The sequence below is a fragment of the Bartonella vinsonii subsp. vinsonii genome (genome assembly GCF_902825235.1).
Taxonomy (GTDB): domain Bacteria; phylum Pseudomonadota; class Alphaproteobacteria; order Rhizobiales; family Rhizobiaceae; genus Bartonella; species Bartonella vinsonii.
In genome coordinates this window covers 493,662-511,849 of the sequence record NZ_CADEAJ010000001.1, presented here as the reverse complement: position 1 = coordinate 511,849, position 18,188 = coordinate 493,662, and the positions used below count along the sequence as shown (strand labels likewise).

Here is an 18,188-nt window from a genome sequence, read left to right as displayed (position 1 = left end):
CCAAACACGCTGCCTTTCTCTCATCTTTCTGCAACACCATCTACCCCCCCCCACGCACATCTTACTCCCCTTGCGTTTTACTCTCAACATTCTTCAGCAAAACACGCGAGAGACTCCATTAAATTACTGGATTTCTATAATCATTGAAGATACTCTATCAAATGCGCATAGGATTTGTTGTAATGAAATTCCTGATTTCCAAGAATTGCCTCTTGCATTTCTGTTTTAAACTGTTCTTGTTCTTTTTTGATTGCTTTCTCCAGTGCCTCCACCTTTTCATCCCCGAAAATAAGTTTTAAATCTTCTCTCGAAAGGTCTATTCTCATGAGCATCTCCCAAAAAAATAACCGATTATCACATATCTTATTTGCACCCTTCATCCACTCTTTGACGCCCAATTTGTAAGCTTCTTCAAATGTTGGAGTTTCTTTTGCAATGCGAAGACCTTCTTTCTTTTCTTTATCTCTCTTTTTACATTCATTGATTGCAGTTACAACTGTGCTGATAGTACACCCCTTATTAAAAAAAACATATCCCTCTTTCACAGTCTCGATAAGCCTCTTATAGTAAATAAAAATTCCCCTTGCCCTTTTATAATCACTGGAAACATCATACAACAACTCTAGAAGACCTATTTTACAATATAAAAGCGCTTCGTAATCTGGAAGTAAATGATACCAGAATTTTAGAATCTTTAGTATTTCGTCATATTCTGTATTTTTAGATATATCGCTCCAGTAGATTTCCATAGCTGCTAGCTCTTTATAGCGCCCTGAAGCCTTATCTTTTTGTTGCTGTTCATACAGCGCCATAATCATATCATCAACCATATATAACCACCAATGAAGCAACAACATCGTGGGTTTATGACGTTTTTTTTTCGTAAACGGATCTATAAATTTTTCAACAATTATCCCATTCCTTTTCATCAATCGCACAACTTTACGATAAGTTTTCTTAAAAATTGGGCGTCTCATTAATTCATTGAATCTTTCAATATGCTCAGCAGTAAGCTCTGCTTTCAGCACTCGCTCATAAAGAAAAAATGTATCTGCATATCCTTGTGCACAAATATCTTTTATCATGGGATGTCGCTGTTCACTGGCAGAAACAAACTCTCTAGAGCATTTTATTTTGAGAACGTTGTCTTCCCACTGCTTAATTTCTTGATCCCATTTGTTAATCCATTCTCTTGGTATTTTTCGGGTTTCTTCAAAAAGACTCTCCTCCAATTTTGTAAGAATCTTTTTGTATATCTTACCCTCGCGTTTTTTGCGTTCAAATTGCTCATTTGCATCCGCGAGCATCTCCCAAAGGGAATAGATTATGCACCCCACTATGAATATTCCTACTATAAACATGATAGTGCTAATCATTGCCGCCTTCTTGTTCGTTAATTATTTGTGCAGCCCTTTAATTGATTCTTTACTGTTGTATCAATATGTTTTATTGAAAACTTCAAAATACTAGATATTCTATTATTAAAAGAATAACATACTGTATATAGATCTTGTCATGAGAAATTATGCAACAAATTGTATTTAATGATGCCGCTCTCTTTGTCGTATGATCTCTCATAGGGTGCTGCGCCTTCAAAATCTGCAAAACGCGCACTTTTATCATCGACAGATGTGTTTTTACCAACAACAGCCCCCCCCCACAAAAAGCCGAAAGAGGACATACAATTGACAGTAAAACAATAAAAATACTAATCTTTATTAGAGAGCTTATTCGGGTGCAAATTGCAGTTTGGCTAGGTGCGCATAAACCCCATTTTGGGCGACAAGTTGTGTATGTGTTCCTTCTTCAACAAGAGCCCCTTTATCCATGACAAGAATGCGATCTGCTTTCAAAATCGTGGCTAAGCGGTGCGCAATCACCAATGTTGTGCGATTTTGCATCAACCCTTCTAAAGCTTCTTGCACCAATTTTTCACTGTTTGCATCTAAGGCTGATGTTGCTTCATCAAGCAGCAACAAGGGCGCATTTTTTAAAATCGCCCGTGCAATGCCAATACGTTGTTTTTGCCCACCAGAAAGCATAGTACCACGCTCCCCCACTTGCGTATCAAAGCCGTTTGGTAAAGCTTCAATAAACTCGAGCGCGTTGGCGGTTTGCGCAGCAGCAATAATTTGCTCTTCAGGGACATTTTTACTCCCAAAAGCAATATTATCACGCAATGTGCCATCAAAAATAGCAACCTCCTGCGGGACATAAGAAATTGAGCCACGTAAATCTTGAAGAGAAAGGCGGTTAACTTCCACGCCATCAAACCGGATTTTACCACTTATTGGATCATAAAAACGGAGAATCAAAGAAAAAAGTGTACTTTTTCCAGCCCCCGAAGCGCCAACAAAAGCAACTGTTTCTCCTGCTTTGACAGAAAAGGAAAGAGAGCGCAAAATCTTTTCTTGTGGTCTGGAAGGATAACTAAAATCAACTTGATCAAAAACAATGGCTCCTTGCACAGGTTGTGCCAATGGCGCAGGAACCTTTGGTGCTAGAATTGTGGGCTGTTCTTGCAACAATTCGGCAAGCCGTTCAGCAGCCCCTGCCGCTTGCATAAGCTCTGCACCAACTTCAGATAATTGCGCAAAGGTTGTGGCTCCAAAAACCGCATAGAGAACAAATTGCCCCAATGTCCCCCCTGTCATGGTGCCATCCAAAACATCGCGGGACCCAATCCATAAAACAGCAACCACACTGCTAAAAACCAAAAAAATCGCAAAACCAGTAAAAAAGGAACGCAAAATGACCGAAGCACGCGCTGTCTGAAAAGCACGTTCCACCAACTGTGAAAAACGCGCAGAAACAAGTTTTTCAGCAGTAAAAGCTTGTACAGTGCGAATAGCACCAACCTGTTCTGTTGCCAAAGCGTTGGCATCTGCGAGCCGATCTTGTGCAGCGCGTGTGCGTGTGCGAACTTTTCGCCCAAAAACAACCAATGGAATGGCAACAAAAGGGATGGCAAGCAAAACCAGTGAGGAGAGTTTAGCATTGGTAATCACCATCATCACCACCGCTCCAATCACCACGATTATATGACGCAAGGCGATAGAAGCAGTTGAACCAACAGCCAATTTTATTTGCGTTGTGTCTGTCAGCAGCCGCGAAACAAGTTCACCAGAATGAGATTGGTCAAAAAAATCAGGGGAAAGTTGCGTAATATGGATAAAAACATCGCGTCGTAAATCAGCAACAATGCGTTCTCCCAAGGTGATAACACAATAATAACGGCAAGCGGAAGCAAGTGCGAGAAGCAAAGCTAAGACAAACAAAATAAAAAAATAAAAATTGATATGTCCATGGCTTGAAGTGGAAAAACCATGATCAAACATTTGGCGAATAGCAACAGGCAAAGCCAGCGTAACGGCAGCCGCAACAGTCAAAGCAAGAAAAGCAAAAATAAACAACCAACGATAGCGCACAAAATAAGGAACAAAAGTTGAAAGAGAAGACAATGAAGGCTTCGCATTCGAGGGTTTTACAGTTTTTTCTGAATGATTGAAAAAATTCATAGGATTTTGCTCACTTATGAGGTTGTCTATAACCGTTGATGCAATGATGCATCTTGAACACTTGTTTTTTGATGCGTGCTCAGTTATAGGAGTGGTACTTTAATCAATTTATCAAAAAGACAACAGAAACGCACTTAAAAAAGTGAAAAAGTGCTATTTCATTTTAGAGATGCAAAAGGTTTGCCACATGAAAGCGAATATTCACCCCAACTATCACAGGATTACCGTTGTTATGACGGATGGCACCAAATATACAACGCGCTCCACTTGGGGAAAAGAAGGAGACGTCCTGAATCTAGATATTGATCCAACAACCCATCCAGCTTGGACAGGTGGCTCCCAGACATTGGTAGATCGTGGTGGTCGTGTTTCTAAATTCAAAAATCGTTTTGGAAATCTTGGGCTATAAAAACCTCCTTCTGATTATAAAGAGCGAAAAGATTCTTCAAAGAGTGAAGAGTTATGTAAACGATCAATTTACTCTAGCCCTTGAGAGAATACAGTTTTAGGACCTTTATACAGTTGAGCGTTTTGTTAAAAGCACTTTAACAATGCAAATAAAAACCCCGCTTTCAAAGTGGGGTTTTTATTGTTTATTGAGAAATCAAAGAAAGCTTAAACTGTCTAAACAGCAACTGAGAGAAAAAGAGACAGCTTAGAACATGAAGCGAACAACGCATTCACCAGATCAACAGCCCGTAAACAAAGAAATTATAAATACGGGTGGGGGATTATCTTCATTTTTTTAGATTCAAAAATTGTTTCTGAGAAACTTTAATCTTCAAGTGTTGCCTTCTGCTACGCACATGCGATCCACAAACCGCATGCCGAATTTTGCTGTCCACCATCCGATCATGTTTTTACACATGACAAAAAAGTGCACAAAGAAAACACTCCCGCCATTTCAGACTCTTTAAACAGCATGAAATTGAGTTCGTGTTACCTTATGTGTGATCCTTCAAGCACAAGTTTTTTCGTGATCTTGTGTCCATTGTCCCAAAGCAGCAAGATGATTCATCCGTGCACGATGACAAAAAGCTTTTTGTGCAGCAGCAATATTTTCTGTTTTTCCACCCCATGCCTTTAAGGCAGCTGCTTGCAATGCCCGCCCATAAGAAAAGGTCAATTTCCAAGGGTGTTTTCCCATAGCATTCATAGCAGACAAATGTGCCGTTGCTTCCTGATCAGACTGCCCTCCAGAAAGGAAAGCAATTCCTGGAACAGCCGCAGGAACAGTTTGTTTAAGAACCTGAAGTGTTTTTTCAGCCACTTCGTCAACAGAAGCGTTGCGGGCATCTTTTCCATCAATCACCATATTGGGCTTTAAAAGCATGCCCTCAAAAACAACACGTGCCTCAAACAATTCTTTAAACACGGTGTTTAAAACAGCTTGCGTCACCTCAAAGCAGCGCGCAATGGAATGCTGACGCGAGACCCCATCCATAAGCACTTCTGGTTCAACAATCGGGACAAGTCCAGCTTCCTGACACAAAGCAGCATAACGTGCGAGAGCTTGTGCATTTTGCCTTAGTGCCCCTCTTGTTGGTAAAGTATGTCCATCAATTGCAATCACCGCACGCCACTTGGCAAAACGGGCTCCCAAAGCATAATAGTCTTTTAAACGCTCCCGAAGACCATCCAATCCTTCTGTAATCATCTCCTGAGAAAAAGCCGCCAAGGGTTTAGCACCGCTATCAACTTTAATACCAGGCAAAGCCCCCGCATCACGAATCAGATCTGTCAACATTTTCCCAGATGATGCTTTTTGACGAATGGTTTCATCAAATAAGATAACACCAGAGATGGCACTTTCCATGGCTTCCTTTGCGCTAAAAAGCATTTCACGATAAGCGCGGCGATTATCCTCATTGCATTCAACACCAATGCTTTCAAAACGCTTTCCAATCGTCGCAGTACTTTCATCTGCTGCCAAAATACCTTTACCCGCACCAACTAGAGCAAGTGCAATATCTTCAAGACGTTCATTCATAAAAAATTCCTCTTTATTCTTTCTCAACTTCCAAAAGTGAGCAGCATGACCAGCACACTCACCCAATGAATATAAATTTTCCCTCCACACCAGCTCTTTACGCCTGCATGAGAGCGACAATACCAGGCAAAACCTTACCTTCCATCCATTCTAAAAAAGCACCCCCAGCTGTCGAAAGATAAGTAAAATCATTGGCAACACCAGCATGGTTGAGTGCAAAAACCGTATCTCCCCCTCCAGCAATAGAAACCAATTGCCCTGTCAAACTGCGTGCTGCTGCATAGCGTGCAACGGCAATTGTTCCTTGATCAAAGGGAGGCATTTCAAAAACACCAAGGGGACCATTCCAAACAAGAGTAGCAGCCCTATCAATCACGGCATTGATATGAGCAATGGAACGTGTTCCAATATCCAAAATCATGCCCTCCTCGGGAATATCTCCAATATCATAGAGACGATGCGGAGTATTTTTTTCAAAGCGAAATCCAACAATCGCATCTACAGGAAGCAGAATTGTACATTGGCACTCTTGTGCTTTTTTAATAATTTTTTTAACCATTTCCATGAGTGCATCTTCACAGAGCGACTTTCCAACATGCACGCCTTGCGCTGCTAAAAAACTATTAGCCATGCCCCCACCAATGACCAAATGATCAACCTTTTCAACCAAATGGTTGAGGACAAAAAGCTTACTAGAAACCTTTGCCCCACCAACAATTGCGACCACGGGATGTGTTGGATTGCCAAGCCCTTTTTCTAATGCCTGCAATTCACATTGCAGCGAGCGTCCCGCATAGGAGGGCAATAAATGTGTTATTCCCTCCACAGAAGCATGGGCACGATGAGAGACTGAAAAAGCATCATTCACATAAAGATCGCCATGATGGGCTAAAGCTTCAGCAAAACAGCAATCATTCTTTTCTTCTCCGAGATGAAAACGCACATTTTCAAGCAGCAAAACACCACCATTTTGCAATGCCTCAACGGCTTTCTGCGCTGCTGCACCAATACAATCTAGTCCAAAAGCCACTGGTTGATTGATTATTTTTTCCAGCACTGGCACAACAGGGCGCAGTGAAAATTCTGGTTCCACCTTTCCCTTGGGGCGCCCACAATGAGAAAGAAGGATAAGCTTAGCACCACGCTTTTGCAATTCAACCAGTGTTTCTTTATGTCGTTTAAGACGCGTCTCATCACAGACCTTGCCCTGCGCCATTGGAACATTAAAATCGACCCGCACAAGAACACGTTTTCCCGTAACATCAACATCATCAAGTGTCCGAAAACCCATCATTGCTCCCTCTTCACTTTCCGTTGTTTCAAACAAAAACGCACCAACTCACACTTTCTCTCCATTCACCTCTTTGGCGTAAGAGCAAAGAGACCCGCATCTTCTATTTTGCTCCAAGCTTTGTGTCATCCAAGTCTTAACTCTTGCAAATTTTGCTCTTTCACGCATTGAGCAAAAATAGCAAAAACCATACCTACCAAAACAGTCCCCCCTCACCCTTGAGACAACATTTTTTCTAGCGCACAAAAAACGTTTTTTAACGAAAAAATCTCTCCTGCTTTTTTCCCAAAAATACGCTTCAATATTCTTACAGAAATTTTGCCTTTTTATGAAAAAAGAGGCCCCAAAGGTCCTCTTATATTGTTTTGGCAAAAGCGACAGCTGTATCACTCATACGGTTTGAAAAACCCCACTCATTATCATACCAAACCAAAACACGGCAGAGCTGACCATCAATCACCTTGGTTTGATCATTGTGAAAAATGGCGGAATGTGGATTATGGTTAAAATCACAACTGACCAGCTTTTCCTCTGTCACATCCAAAATTCCTTTAAGCGGTCCCCGAGCAGCGGTGCAGAGAGCTGTATTAATTTCTTCAACGGTTGTCGAACGCTTAGCTGTAAATGTCAGATCAACAACGGACACATTGGGGGTTGGAACACGAATCGACACACCGTCGAGCAAGCCTTTTAATTCTGGCAATACCAGTCCCACAGCTTTTGCTGCTCCTGTTGACGTAGGGATCATAGAAAGAGCCGCCGCACGCGCACGATAAAGGTCACGATGCATTGTATCCAACACAGGTTGATCACCCGTATAAGAATGAATTGTGGTCATAAAACCCTTTTCAATGCCAACAGTGTTGTGCAAAACTTGCGCCACAGGTGCCAAGCAATTGGTTGTACAAGAAGCATTTGAAACAACCCGATGCTCTTTATTTAAAGACTGATGATTAACCCCATAAACCACGGTAAGATCTGCACCTTCAGAAGGTGCAGAAACAAGCACACGCTTTGCCCCAGCATCCAAGTGAACACTTGCCTTGTCTCGCGCAGTAAAAATGCCCGTACATTCCAAAGCAATATCGATATCCAAAGCTTTCCAAGGCAATTGTGCTGGATCACGCTCTGCCAACACTTTTATCAAACCACACCCAACATCAAGTGCATCCCCCACAACCTTAACGGCCCCAGGGAAACGCCCATGAACTGAATCGTAGCGCAACAAATGGGCATTTGTTTCCACTGATCCCAAATCATTAAGAGCGACCACTTCAATATCTTTCCGCCCACTTTCTACAATGGCACGCAAGATATTGCGCCCAATACGACCAAACCCATTAATTGCAACGCGAACAGCCATTTTCCATTTTCCTTATCGATCTTTGAGAGCGCAACAAATGGACTTTTGTTTTCACCAGTCCCACATCATGAACTCCGATACCCTTCACTATCTTGATCCGTTACTTTCCACAATGGTGCGCAAAACCAAAATATTGTACCCAATACAACAACCTCCATTCATTGCAATGCGAAAAGTCATTTCACATTTTCCTTATTGATCTTTTCAAGCTCTTTTTCAACAGTTGCAACGACATTCTCACAAGTGATGTTGAAATGCGCATAAAGCGCATCGATTGTTCCGCTTGCCCCGAAGCCCTCCATACCAATAAACACACCATCACAGCCAATAAAGCGGTCCCACCCTTGTCGAATAGCGGCCTCAATGGCAATTTTAATGGGCGAATCTCCAATGAGAGCACGCTGATAGGAGAGAGATTTCTGTGCAAAGAGTTCAAAACAAGGCACAGAAACCACACGCGTTGGAATAGACTTTTCTTCCAAGAGAGCGTGTGCTTTTACGGCAATTTGTAATTCTGAACCGGAAGCAAACAGCGTCACTTTCGCATCATCACTTGCGGTCAATAACTCATAAGCGCCCAGCATACAAAGATTTTCTTCTTCATGTTCTTGACGCAAAAGCGGTAAATTTTGTCGGCTCAAAGCCAAAGTAGAAGGTGTATTGCGTGCTTTTAAAGCCAATTGCCAGCACTCGACGGTTTCAACCGCATCTGCAGGGCGAAAAACAAAATGATTGGGCATTGCTCGCAAAGAAGCCAAATGCTCCACGGGTTGGTGTGTAGGACCATCCTCACCAAGACCAATGGAATCATGGGTCATAACATAAATGACCCGTAATCCCATCAGAGAAGATAAACGCATTGCAGGACGCATATAGTCAGAAAAGCATAAAAAGGTTCCGCCATAAGGAATAAAGCCTCCATAAAGGGCAAGACCATTCATCACCGCACCCATGGCATGTTCGCGAATTCCATAATGCAGATAGCGCCCTGAAAAATCCTCAGCAGAAATACTTTTCATTTGACTGCTTTTAGTATTATTGGACCCCGTTAAGTCAGCCGAACCACCAATGGTTTCAGTAACCACTTCATTGATAACTTCAAGAGCCATTTCTGAAGCTTTACGCGTAGCAACACAAGGGCATTCTTCAATAAGCTGCTGTTTATAAGTATCAATAGCGCCATCAAATCCACCCAACAGATCACCCCGCATCAACCTTTCAAACTCCAGTCGTTCTGAGACAGGCAGATTTTCCAATTTTGTTTCCCATTTTTGCCGTTTTTTAGCAGCATTCAAACCAGCCAAGCGCCAATTATCAAGAATATCCGCTGGAACAACAAAAGGCTCCGCCTCCCATCCCAAAGCGATACGGGTTTCAGCAATTTCCCGTGCCCCCAAAGGTGCTCCATGAACTTTATTGGTTCCTGCTTTATTTGGTGCTCCAAAGCCAATGGTTGTTTTACACGCAATTAAAGTTGGTTTATCGGAATTTTGTGCTGTTTCAATGGCATGTGCAATTGCGGTTTGATCGTGCCCATCGACTTTGTGTGTATTCCAACCAGAAGCTTTAAAACGCGCTATCTGATCTGTACTGTCAGCAAGAGAAATCTTTCCATCGATAGAAATATTATTATCGTCCCACAGCACGATAAGCTTCTTGAGTTTTAAATGACCCGCAAGAGAAAGTGCTTCTTGGGAAATTCCTTCCATAAGGCAACCATCCCCAACCAGCGCGTAAGTGTAATGACTTATGAGATCTCCAAAACGGGCATTTTGTAAGCGCTCCCCAAGAGCCATCCCCACAGCATTTGCCAACCCCTGTCCCAGAGGCCCCGTAGTTGTTTCAATTCCGGCAGCATGTCCATATTCTGGATGCCCAGCAAGCTTTGACCCTAGTTGGCGGAAATTTTTGAGATCCTCAAGGGAAATATCTTCATAACCAGAAAGATAAAGTAAGGCATAAAGCAACATAGAGCCATGCCCAGCGGACAATACAAAGCGATCACGATTGGGCCAATGAGGATTTTTGGGATCATGGGCAAGGAACTTTGTATAAAGAACGGTAGCAATATCAGCCGCCCCCATTGGTAAACCAGGATGACCAGAATTTGCTTTTTCAATTGCATCAATAGCAAGAAAACGGATAGCATTGGCCATCTGATTTTGTTGTTCAGTATTTGTCATGAATGATAAACCATTTCGTTAAACGCGTTTGTAGGTTGCTTTTTCTGTATTCTCTTCATTTTTTGAGAAATACTTTTCAATTTTTAAAACCATCAGCGCGAAATCTCTTGTTATTGGGTAAATAACATTCCCCTCACACTTCCTTTATATCATAATCATTTATGCCAATACTCTTAAAAAATCTAGCCTTTAATTCACATACCTCCCCTGCTTTGCTTGCTAAAATGTCCTACATATTGAAAAATAAAATTTGCATAAGAAAAGAAAATAAGTGATTCGTTTTTGCATAAAAAACTGATAAGGGATACAATGAACTAAAGGATAGAAGCATCATGAACCAAGAAAATACGGTTCTACCACAGGCTTTAGAGCGGTTGGAAAAAGCACTAAGAACTTTAGAGATTACCATTATAAACCGCAATGCCGTTATTGATAAAAACAACGAATGGGAAGAAGAAATTCAACGAATGAACGCTGATCGTAGTCATCTTGCCCAAGCACTTGACAAAGCCGAAGCCCAAGTTGAGCGGCTAGAGGCGGTGAACAAAGAAGTTTCTAAACGTTTAATTAAAGCAATGGAAACAATTCGTGTCGTAATTGATAGATAAAGGTTTGAATGTATGGAAACTGTTTCCGTCACCATCGATGGTAAAGTTTATCGCATGGCTTGCGATAAAGGACAAGAAGACCATCTTATTGCGCTTGCCGCTCAATTAGACCAATATATCACACACCTCAAAAACAATTTTGGTGAAATGGGTGACCACCGTTTATCGGTTATGGCCGGTATTATGGTACTTGATGAAATGGAAGAAATAAAACGAGAAAATAAAAAACTACGAGAAGATTATGAAGCTCTTTTACGAATCCACAATGAAAGAGACCGCACCATGGGAAAGATTATGCGTGAAACAACGGAGCGCATTGAAAAACTCACCAATCAATTGCTTAAAGATAACCAAAACAGTCTTGATGTTCCAGAACAGGAAAATTCATAAAGGCACATGCATTCTTAAACCAGCCGGCCATATCCCGACGACACGTGTTATTCCAGCCACATCCCAGCGGCATCCCAACAATATCATTGTAAAAGAATCCGAGCGCAAAGAACAACAACAAACAAAAGCCGCAAAAGAAAGAGTGTTCTTCAAGAAATAAAGGACTCGTATTCCCCATAAACGGCTTTTACCACATCGCATTTTCCCCATGAATGGATAAAAGTCCATTGGATATAGCCATCTCTTTATGCATGCAGAAACAGCACTGTCATTCTCTTATACCGATATGCAATGCCGCAACTGTTTTTGCATTGAGGCAATTATGAGAGACAAGCTAACATATTTCTCAAACTGTTTTCCTTCATACCTCAAGCCTTCTTGTGACAAAAAACTTTCACTTCTGATCAGAGATTAACTGTAAAATTGCTTTTTGTTTTACAGAATTCAGAACTCTGAAACTTTTTAAAAGCAGATATTCTTCTTCGCTCGAGATGATTTCATCATGATGGTATGGCGGCTCTTGCTTTGTTAAAATCTCCGCATAAAAAAAGGAAAGTGGTACGTTGAGAATATTGGCAATTTCGTTCAAACGCCCAGCACTTATACGATTTAATCCTGTTTCATATTTTTGGATTTGTTGTGCGCTTACTCTCAAGTGGTGCCCTAATTCTTTCTGAGACATTTTCAGCATTTTTCGCTTAAAGCGAATTTTTTTACCTATAAAAATATCGTGAAAAAGGTTTTTGGTTTGCATTTCATGCCCCCCGCCGGTTGCGAGCGCCCTCGCATTGGTATTCCGGGAGCTTGAAAATACTGAACTCGATCAGCCTTTTTGCTTTTAGTGCTTAGAGCACCTGGACATAGCAAAAACCCCCGGAATTCCGGGATACCCACAAAGCGGGGCAAGTTTATATATCGAGTTTTCGGGTTTTCAAGGTCCCTATTGATCGTTGCGTATACGACCAAAATCACCTTTTCAGTCATAAAGTAATTTCAGGGGATTTACAATAAAAATGAAAAAGTTTCTGTAATTTACAGTTTTTTTGAGAGGCTCTGCGTTTTTTAGTGAGAAGCTCTGTGTTTCGCATTAAATCAAAACTGGTGAGAAAAGCCGTGGCACTTTTGTGCATTGATCTTGCCTGTTCAAGATTTCACTTCTGATCAGAGATTAACTGTAAAATTGCTTTTTGTTTTACAGAATTCAGAACTCTAAAGCTTTTTAAAAGCAGATATTCTTCTTCGCTCGAGATGATTTCATCATGATGGTATGGCGGCTCTTGCTTTGTGAGGATCTCCGCGTAAAAAAAGGAAAGTGGTACGTTGAGAATATTGGCAATTTCGTTCAAACGCCCAGCGCTTACGCGATTTAATCCTGTTTCATATTTTTGAATTTGTTGCGCGCTTACCCTCAAGTGGTGCCCTAATTCTTTCTGAGACATTTTCAGCATTTTTCGCTTAAAGCGAATTTTTTTGCCTATAAAAGTGTCATGAAAAAGGTTTTTAGCTTGCATTTCATGCCCCCCGCCGGTTGCGAGCGCCCTCGCATTGGTATTCCGGGAGTCTAAAAACACTGACTCAAATCAGCATTTTGCTTTTAGTGCTTATCGCACCTGGACATAGCAAAATCTCCCGGAATCTCGGGACACCCGCAAAGCGGGAGAAATTTTATGTTTGAGTCTTCGGGTTTTTAGATCCCTATTGATCGTTGCGTATACGACCAAAATCACCTTTTTAGTCATAAAGGAATTTCAGGGGATTTACAATAAAAATGAAAAAAGTTTCTCTACTGTAGCGTTTTGTAATGAAAGCTATTTCTTCGTAGGAGGTATTGCGCTGTTTATCAAAGAGAAGATGATGAGAAAAGCAGTGGCACTTTTGGTGTTGATCTTGTTGTTTAAGATTTTATTTCTGAAGTGATTTTTTTGCCTATGAATGTCCGTTAAGAAGATTTCTGGTTTGCATTTCACTCTCCCCACCGGTTGCGAGTGCCCTCGCATTGGTATTCCGGGAGTCTAAAATACTGAACTCGATCAGCCTTTTTGCTTTTAGTGCTTAGAGCACTTGGACAGTGCAAAATCTCCCGGAATCCTAGGATACCCACAAAGCGGGAGAAATTTTATGTTTGAGTCTTCGGGTTTTCAAGGTCCCTATTGATCGTTGCGTATACGACCAAAACCACCTTTTTAGTCATAAAGGAATTTCGGGGGATTTACAATAAAAATGAAAAAAATTTCTGTAACTTACAGTTTTTCTGTAAAACACTGCTTCTTCAGGATAAAGACCAGATACGGATGCAAATTTAGCAGAGAATATTACAGCATTTCTCTCTCACCATATTATTCTGAATCGAAACCGTAAAGCACACCCAACAACTTTGCTGAGATAAGGTTTTACCCCAGAGACACTCTTGCCAGAAAGGAATAAAAAAGAAGAGAGCTTTGTGCACAAACATTCAAACGCCTTTTTTCCCGTCTTGAGAGACAGAGGCTATGCGCAACAAGTTCGTAGCACCAGGCGTACCAAGAGGAACCCCTGCTGTCACAAGGAATCGGTCCCCGACTTGGCAAAATTCTTCTTGAAAAGCAATGGCCGCCGCACGATCCACCATATCCTCCAAATCTCGTGCATCTTCTGTCACCACACAATGCAGCCCCCAAACCAAAGCCAAGCGCCGCGCTGTTTCCACGATAGGGGATAAAGCAATAATGGGTCTATTGGGACGCTCTCGTGATGCACGCACACCCGTTGTACCTGAAGCCGTGTAAGCAACAATCACTGCCAATTGAAGTGTTTCAGCAATTTGCCGTGCAGCAAGAGAAATCGCATCTGTCCCTGTTGATTGTGGTGCAGGATGCTGTACCTCAACCATAGCAGCGTAAGTGCGATCTTGTTCGATTTGGCGAGCAATCCGGTCCATCATAAGTACAGCTTCCTCAGGATAACGCCCAGAAGCCGATTCAGCAGACAACATCACAGCATCGCTTCCCGCATAAACCGCTGTAGCAACATCAGACACTTCTGCGCGTGTTGGAACAGGCGAGGTGATCATTGATTCGAGCATTTGTGTCGCCACCACAACAGGTTTTCCCGCTAAACGACACGCTTTAATCAACTCCATCTGAAGAGCAGGAACCCTTTCTAAGGGCATTTCCACACCGAGATCTCCCCGTGCAATCATGATACCATCAGCAATATCAATAATTTTTTCTATGTGCTCCAAGGCTTGAGGTTTTTCGATTTTAGCCATCAAAGACACTTTGTTTTTTGTCAACCGGCGCACCGCCATAATATCTTCCGGACGCTGGATAAATGAAAGTGCCACCCAATCAACAGGTTGTTGCAAAAGAGCCTGAAGATCAGCCTTATCCTTTGGTGTCATAGAACCAAAGGGCAAAATTGTATCGGGAAAACTAACCCCCTTTCGGTTAGAAATATGGGTTCCAGCAACCACACGACACTGAATAAAGTGCGGATCACACACTTCAGCACGCAGTTCCAGCTTTCCATCATCAATCAACAACCGTTCCCCTGGTTTAACAGCCGCAAAAACTTCCTCATGGGGGAAAAAAACACGTTGTGCATCACCAAGAACATCACGATTATCTAAGGTAAAGCTCTGCCCCACACGCAAATCCTCTTGCCCCTTAGCAAAACAGCCAAGACGCAATTTAGGCCCTTGGAGATCTACCAAAATACCAATGGGGCGACGAACGATTTTCTCAACTTCTCGTATATGCTTCACCAAGTCAGCCATTGTTTCACGGTCAGTATGGCTCATATTAAGACGAAAAACATCCGCCCCCGCCACAAAAAGCTTTTCAATCATCGAAGGTGAAAAAGAAGCAGGCCCAAGAGTTGCAATAATTTTTACTTTACGTGCGCGCTTCACGGTGAAGAATCTCCTGAAAAAGGAGGAGAATTTACAGCCGAATCATCGAACAAAGACTCTTCGGTCAACTGCACCATCCAACTGGTTTGATTGCCCGTATCAATTTCCTTAAACGCAGCCTTTTGATAGCCTCGGGGAAAACAATCATGAACCCCTTGAATGGTAAATTGGCTATCTTGCACACACATGGTGATAGAGCCCGACCAACTGCCTTTTTTCTGCGCTCCCTCTGCATAAAAATAATAAAAGCGTGAAGCAAGAGGCCCTTCGATTAAGGTTTTACACTCTGTTACCGGAACCGTCCACCACCCTTCGCTCACCCAGCCAAAAAGCGTACGATAACCAAGCGCAACACCAACAGACTGTTGTGTCGTATTACAAACTCTAAAGTCAGCTTTTGCAAAAACACTCAACGAAAACAAGAGCAGAATGCTCAAAAGAAAAACCCTCAGCCCTTTTCTTCTCAATCTTTTACCCCTCAGTCCTTTGCAAATCATCCCTTGCTGTTTTTGAGAAGCCACAAAACCACTCATATAACGTAAGCCCTTAAGACAAAACATACATTCCTTTTTTTCTCTTTTTCAAGAACCTTTTAAGTGTGTAGAGATATATTTTTATTTTTTCTGCTTCTTATAGCCTTTTTATTAAAACACCTATTTTAAATTTTACAAAATATTTAAAGTCAATTTGTAAAAAAGTACACAGCTTGAGTCACTTTTTGTTTTTCAAGCTTTCCCAACCAAATTTATCGTCGAAAAACAGCTTAAATAAAGTATGGAGAAAAATACAATGAATAATACAGTGACTGATCAAACACACGCTATATCCGTCAACCAATTACGTGCTTTTATCGAACGTATTGAACGGCTAGAAGAAGAGAAAAAAACCATTTCTGATGATATTAAAGACGTTTATACCGAACTTAAAGGCTCTGGTTTTGATAGCAAAGCTGTTCGGAGCATTATAAGACTACGTAAAAAAGAAGAGCATGAACGAATGGAAGAAGAAGCAGTCATCCAGCTTTATAAAAATGCACTTGGTATGAGTTAATAGCTTTGACATTGGAATATTTTTTCAAAAGGTAGAGAGAATAGAAAATGCAAAAAATAAAGAATCCCCGTGCATTTCTGCCAAAAATTTTAGCAGTTCATGCAACTTGTCTTGTGATGAAAATATCTGCAAGACATGAGTCAATTTGAAAACATTGCACAATTTGGGAATGCCCCCCCTTGAGAATTGAGAGAGCATAAAAGATCGAGGACATAGAAGATTGCACAATATCTCTTACACCCGAAGTGTTCTCATACTTCAATCAATTATTAAAAGAGGCAATTGTTGGGAGATGAGAGGAAAAAAACAGATGGGTAGCAATATAGTGTGCTATGCTTGTTTTTGCACAAATCCAAATGCTGATCAAAGCACCACCATATTGAGCATTCCCAATTTGCGTGCATAAACAACAGTGAAATCATACCCTTAACACTGTGGTTAACGAAAAATCGAGCATAAAGGAACACCTAAAGTAAAAAGAAGATCGTTGACACACATAGAATGAACCTCTTCATTAAAAAATCAACAAGATATGTAGAAGGAACTACGGGAATCAAAACAAAACGAACAATTTCCACCTTAATCAGTGGTAAAGATGCTGATGAACTGTCTTCCTATTACCTACGCAATGCAGACTTTCTCCGTCCTTTAGAACCAGTAAAATCTGACGACTATAACACCCTAACAGCTTGGAAAACCCGCACAAATGTATTCGCTCGTGAGAACAGACAAGATCAAGCATACCGATATGCCGTACAACTGAAAAATGAGAGCACAATCATCGCCGTCGTTCATTTTACAAATGTCGTGCGTGGTGTTTTTCAAGCCTGTCATCTTGGCTTTTCTCTGGATGAAAAGCAACAAGGCAAAGGCTTGATGTTCGAAATTCTATCCGCTCTGATACCCCATGTCTTTCATGTTACTCACCTGCATCGAGTGATGGCAAACTATATGCCGGAAAATATCAAAAGTGGAGTTTTATTGGAGCGCCTTGGTTTTGAGAAAGAAGGATATGCCAAAGATTATCTCATGATTGCCGGCAAATGGAGGGACCATATTCTCACCTCTAAAATTCACCATTCATATGAATCCGCCCAACAACCAGAATAAAGCATACTAAGGCGTTTTTACCGGATATTAAAATGTGATACCACGCAAATTTTATGAAATTCAAAAGACGCTTCTTTTTCACTGTCTTTGCACATTCAGTATCGTTCACTACCCTCGCGCAAAAATTCAAACTCCAAATATTCTTCTTCTTAAAGTATTCTTCTTACCTTTACGCACATATTTTCTTCTCCCATACATACGCTCATCCCATAAAGAATGATGCAAAAAACAAATATGAAAGTAAAAGAAAAACACGCATCCAAATCTATAAAAATCGTCTTGAGAAAAATAACGCCGTAGCGTTTTATGATTTCACACACTCTATATCTTCGCGCAACAATTCAAGTTCCAACCATTCTTCTTCTTTTTGCGCACAAGCATTTTTCTTTTCGTCCAGCGCTATTGATAAACGTTCGAAACGCTCTTTATCATTGCAATAGAGTGCTGGATCAGAGAGCTCTTGTTCAATTTTTTTGATTTCATCTTGCAAAACAGCGATTTGCTCAGGCAATTTTTCCAGTGCATAAACCTGCTTATACGACAATCTACGCGATGTTGTTTTCTCCCGCCCCTCAAAGCGATGATTTGTTGACGAAACCTGCTTTTCCTGCCCCCGCGCACGAGGGTTTGACAGCACTTTACGCTGTACTTCTTTATCTTTGCGTTGCACCCATGCAGCTTGCTTGTTTTGCGCGATCATATCACTATAACCGCCAGCGTATAAAACCCAATGACCATCCCCTTGAGGCGCCAACATATGCGTTACAGTTCGATCTAAGAAATCCCTGTCATGGCT

At 41.5% G+C, this 18,188-nt stretch carries 16 protein-coding genes and 1 pseudogene; 5 read left to right on the top strand and 12 right to left on the bottom strand.

Features of this window, described 5'->3' with window-relative positions; all coding sequences use genetic code 11:
* Positions 1-140: 140 nt before the first annotated feature.
* Together J7R12_RS02125 and J7R12_RS02120 are read right to left on the bottom strand one after the other, a co-directional pair.
* Positions 141-1,307 carry a hypothetical protein gene (locus J7R12_RS02125; RefSeq protein ID WP_234924822.1) on the bottom strand — a complete coding sequence of 389 codons (1,167 nt, stop codon included), beginning with the start codon at positions 1,305-1,307 and terminating at the stop codon, positions 141-143.
* A 420-nt stretch (positions 1,308-1,727) separates the two neighbouring features.
* On the bottom strand, positions 1,728-3,518 hold the full coding sequence (locus tag J7R12_RS02120) for an ABC transporter transmembrane domain-containing protein (protein ID WP_126601856.1): 1,791 nt from the start codon (positions 3,516-3,518) through the stop codon (positions 1,728-1,730).
* Between the two features lie 187 nt (positions 3,519-3,705).
* Here J7R12_RS02120 and rpmE point away from each other — a divergent pair, with 187 nt between their 5' ends.
* Positions 3,706-3,927, top strand: coding sequence for a 50S ribosomal protein L31 (gene rpmE, locus J7R12_RS02115; RefSeq protein WP_126601858.1), 222 nt, complete (start codon positions 3,706-3,708; stop codon positions 3,925-3,927).
* Between the two features lie 549 nt (positions 3,928-4,476).
* On the opposite strand, the gene J7R12_RS02110 is transcribed toward rpmE, so the two are convergent.
* The 4 genes from J7R12_RS02110 to tkt all read right to left on the bottom strand — a co-directional run bounded on the left by J7R12_RS02110 (position 4,477) and on the right by tkt (position 10,345).
* Complete coding sequence (locus J7R12_RS02110; RefSeq protein WP_126601863.1) at positions 4,477-5,508, bottom strand: class I fructose-bisphosphate aldolase; 1,032 nt, start codon at positions 5,506-5,508, stop codon at positions 4,477-4,479.
* A 97-nt stretch (positions 5,509-5,605) separates the two neighbouring features.
* Complete coding sequence (locus J7R12_RS02105; RefSeq protein WP_126603992.1) at positions 5,606-6,802, bottom strand: phosphoglycerate kinase; 1,197 nt, start codon at positions 6,800-6,802, stop codon at positions 5,606-5,608.
* Between the two features lie 352 nt (positions 6,803-7,154).
* Positions 7,155-8,162 (bottom strand): type I glyceraldehyde-3-phosphate dehydrogenase, encoded by a 1,008-nt coding sequence (gene gap / locus J7R12_RS02100; RefSeq protein ID WP_126601865.1) that lies wholly within the window; start codon positions 8,160-8,162, stop codon positions 7,155-7,157.
* Between the two features lie 176 nt (positions 8,163-8,338).
* Complete coding sequence (tkt, locus tag J7R12_RS02095) at positions 8,339-10,345, bottom strand: transketolase (RefSeq protein WP_126601867.1); 2,007 nt, start codon at positions 10,343-10,345, stop codon at positions 8,339-8,341.
* 332 nt (positions 10,346-10,677) lie between these two features.
* On the opposite strand from tkt, the gene J7R12_RS02090 reads away from it, so the two are divergent.
* Together J7R12_RS02090 and J7R12_RS02085 are read left to right on the top strand one after the other, a co-directional pair.
* Positions 10,678-10,953, top strand: coding sequence for a DUF4164 domain-containing protein (locus J7R12_RS02090; protein ID WP_004866156.1), 276 nt, complete (start codon positions 10,678-10,680; stop codon positions 10,951-10,953).
* A 12-nt stretch (positions 10,954-10,965) separates the two neighbouring features.
* Positions 10,966-11,343: a cell division protein ZapA gene (locus J7R12_RS02085; RefSeq protein ID WP_126601869.1), complete on the top strand. Its 378-nt coding sequence runs from the start codon at positions 10,966-10,968 to the stop codon at positions 11,341-11,343.
* Here J7R12_RS02085 and J7R12_RS02080 read toward each other — a convergent pair.
* The 5 genes from J7R12_RS02080 to J7R12_RS02060 form a co-directional block, all read right to left on the bottom strand.
* Positions 11,338-11,571: a hypothetical protein gene (locus tag J7R12_RS02080; RefSeq protein WP_126601871.1), complete on the bottom strand. Its 234-nt coding sequence runs from the start codon at positions 11,569-11,571 to the stop codon at positions 11,338-11,340. The genes J7R12_RS02085 and J7R12_RS02080 overlap by 6 nt on opposite strands.
* 166 nt (positions 11,572-11,737) lie before the next feature.
* The gene (locus J7R12_RS02075; protein WP_126601873.1) at positions 11,738-12,097 is read right to left on the bottom strand and encodes a helix-turn-helix domain-containing protein; all 360 of its coding nucleotides are present in this window, start codon (positions 12,095-12,097) and stop codon (positions 11,738-11,740) included.
* Between the two features lie 397 nt (positions 12,098-12,494).
* Complete coding sequence (locus J7R12_RS02070) at positions 12,495-12,854, bottom strand: helix-turn-helix domain-containing protein (RefSeq protein ID WP_197721513.1); 360 nt, start codon at positions 12,852-12,854, stop codon at positions 12,495-12,497.
* A gap of 941 nt (positions 12,855-13,795) precedes the next feature.
* Positions 13,796-15,232, bottom strand: coding sequence for a pyruvate kinase (gene pyk / locus J7R12_RS02065; RefSeq protein ID WP_126601875.1), 1,437 nt, complete (start codon positions 15,230-15,232; stop codon positions 13,796-13,798).
* On the bottom strand, positions 15,229-15,792 hold the full coding sequence (locus J7R12_RS02060; protein WP_126601877.1) for a DUF1036 domain-containing protein: 564 nt from the start codon (positions 15,790-15,792) through the stop codon (positions 15,229-15,231). The genes pyk and J7R12_RS02060 overlap by 4 nt, the downstream gene beginning before the upstream one ends.
* 229 nt (positions 15,793-16,021) lie before the next feature.
* On the opposite strand from J7R12_RS02060, the gene J7R12_RS02055 reads away from it, so the two are divergent.
* Together J7R12_RS02055 and rimJ are read left to right on the top strand one after the other, a co-directional pair.
* The gene (locus J7R12_RS02055; protein ID WP_004862771.1) at positions 16,022-16,282 is read left to right on the top strand and encodes a DUF2312 domain-containing protein; all 261 of its coding nucleotides are present in this window, start codon (positions 16,022-16,024) and stop codon (positions 16,280-16,282) included.
* Positions 16,283-16,783: 501 nt separating this feature from the next.
* Positions 16,784-17,392 carry a ribosomal protein S5-alanine N-acetyltransferase gene (gene rimJ, locus J7R12_RS02050; protein WP_126601879.1) on the top strand — a complete coding sequence of 203 codons (609 nt, stop codon included), beginning with the start codon at positions 16,784-16,786 and terminating at the stop codon, positions 17,390-17,392.
* A 304-nt stretch (positions 17,393-17,696) separates the two neighbouring features.
* On the opposite strand, the pseudogene J7R12_RS02045 reads toward rimJ, so the two are convergent.
* Positions 17,697-18,188 (bottom strand): annotated as a pseudogene (locus tag J7R12_RS02045) (ABC transporter ATP-binding protein); the annotation flags it as partial.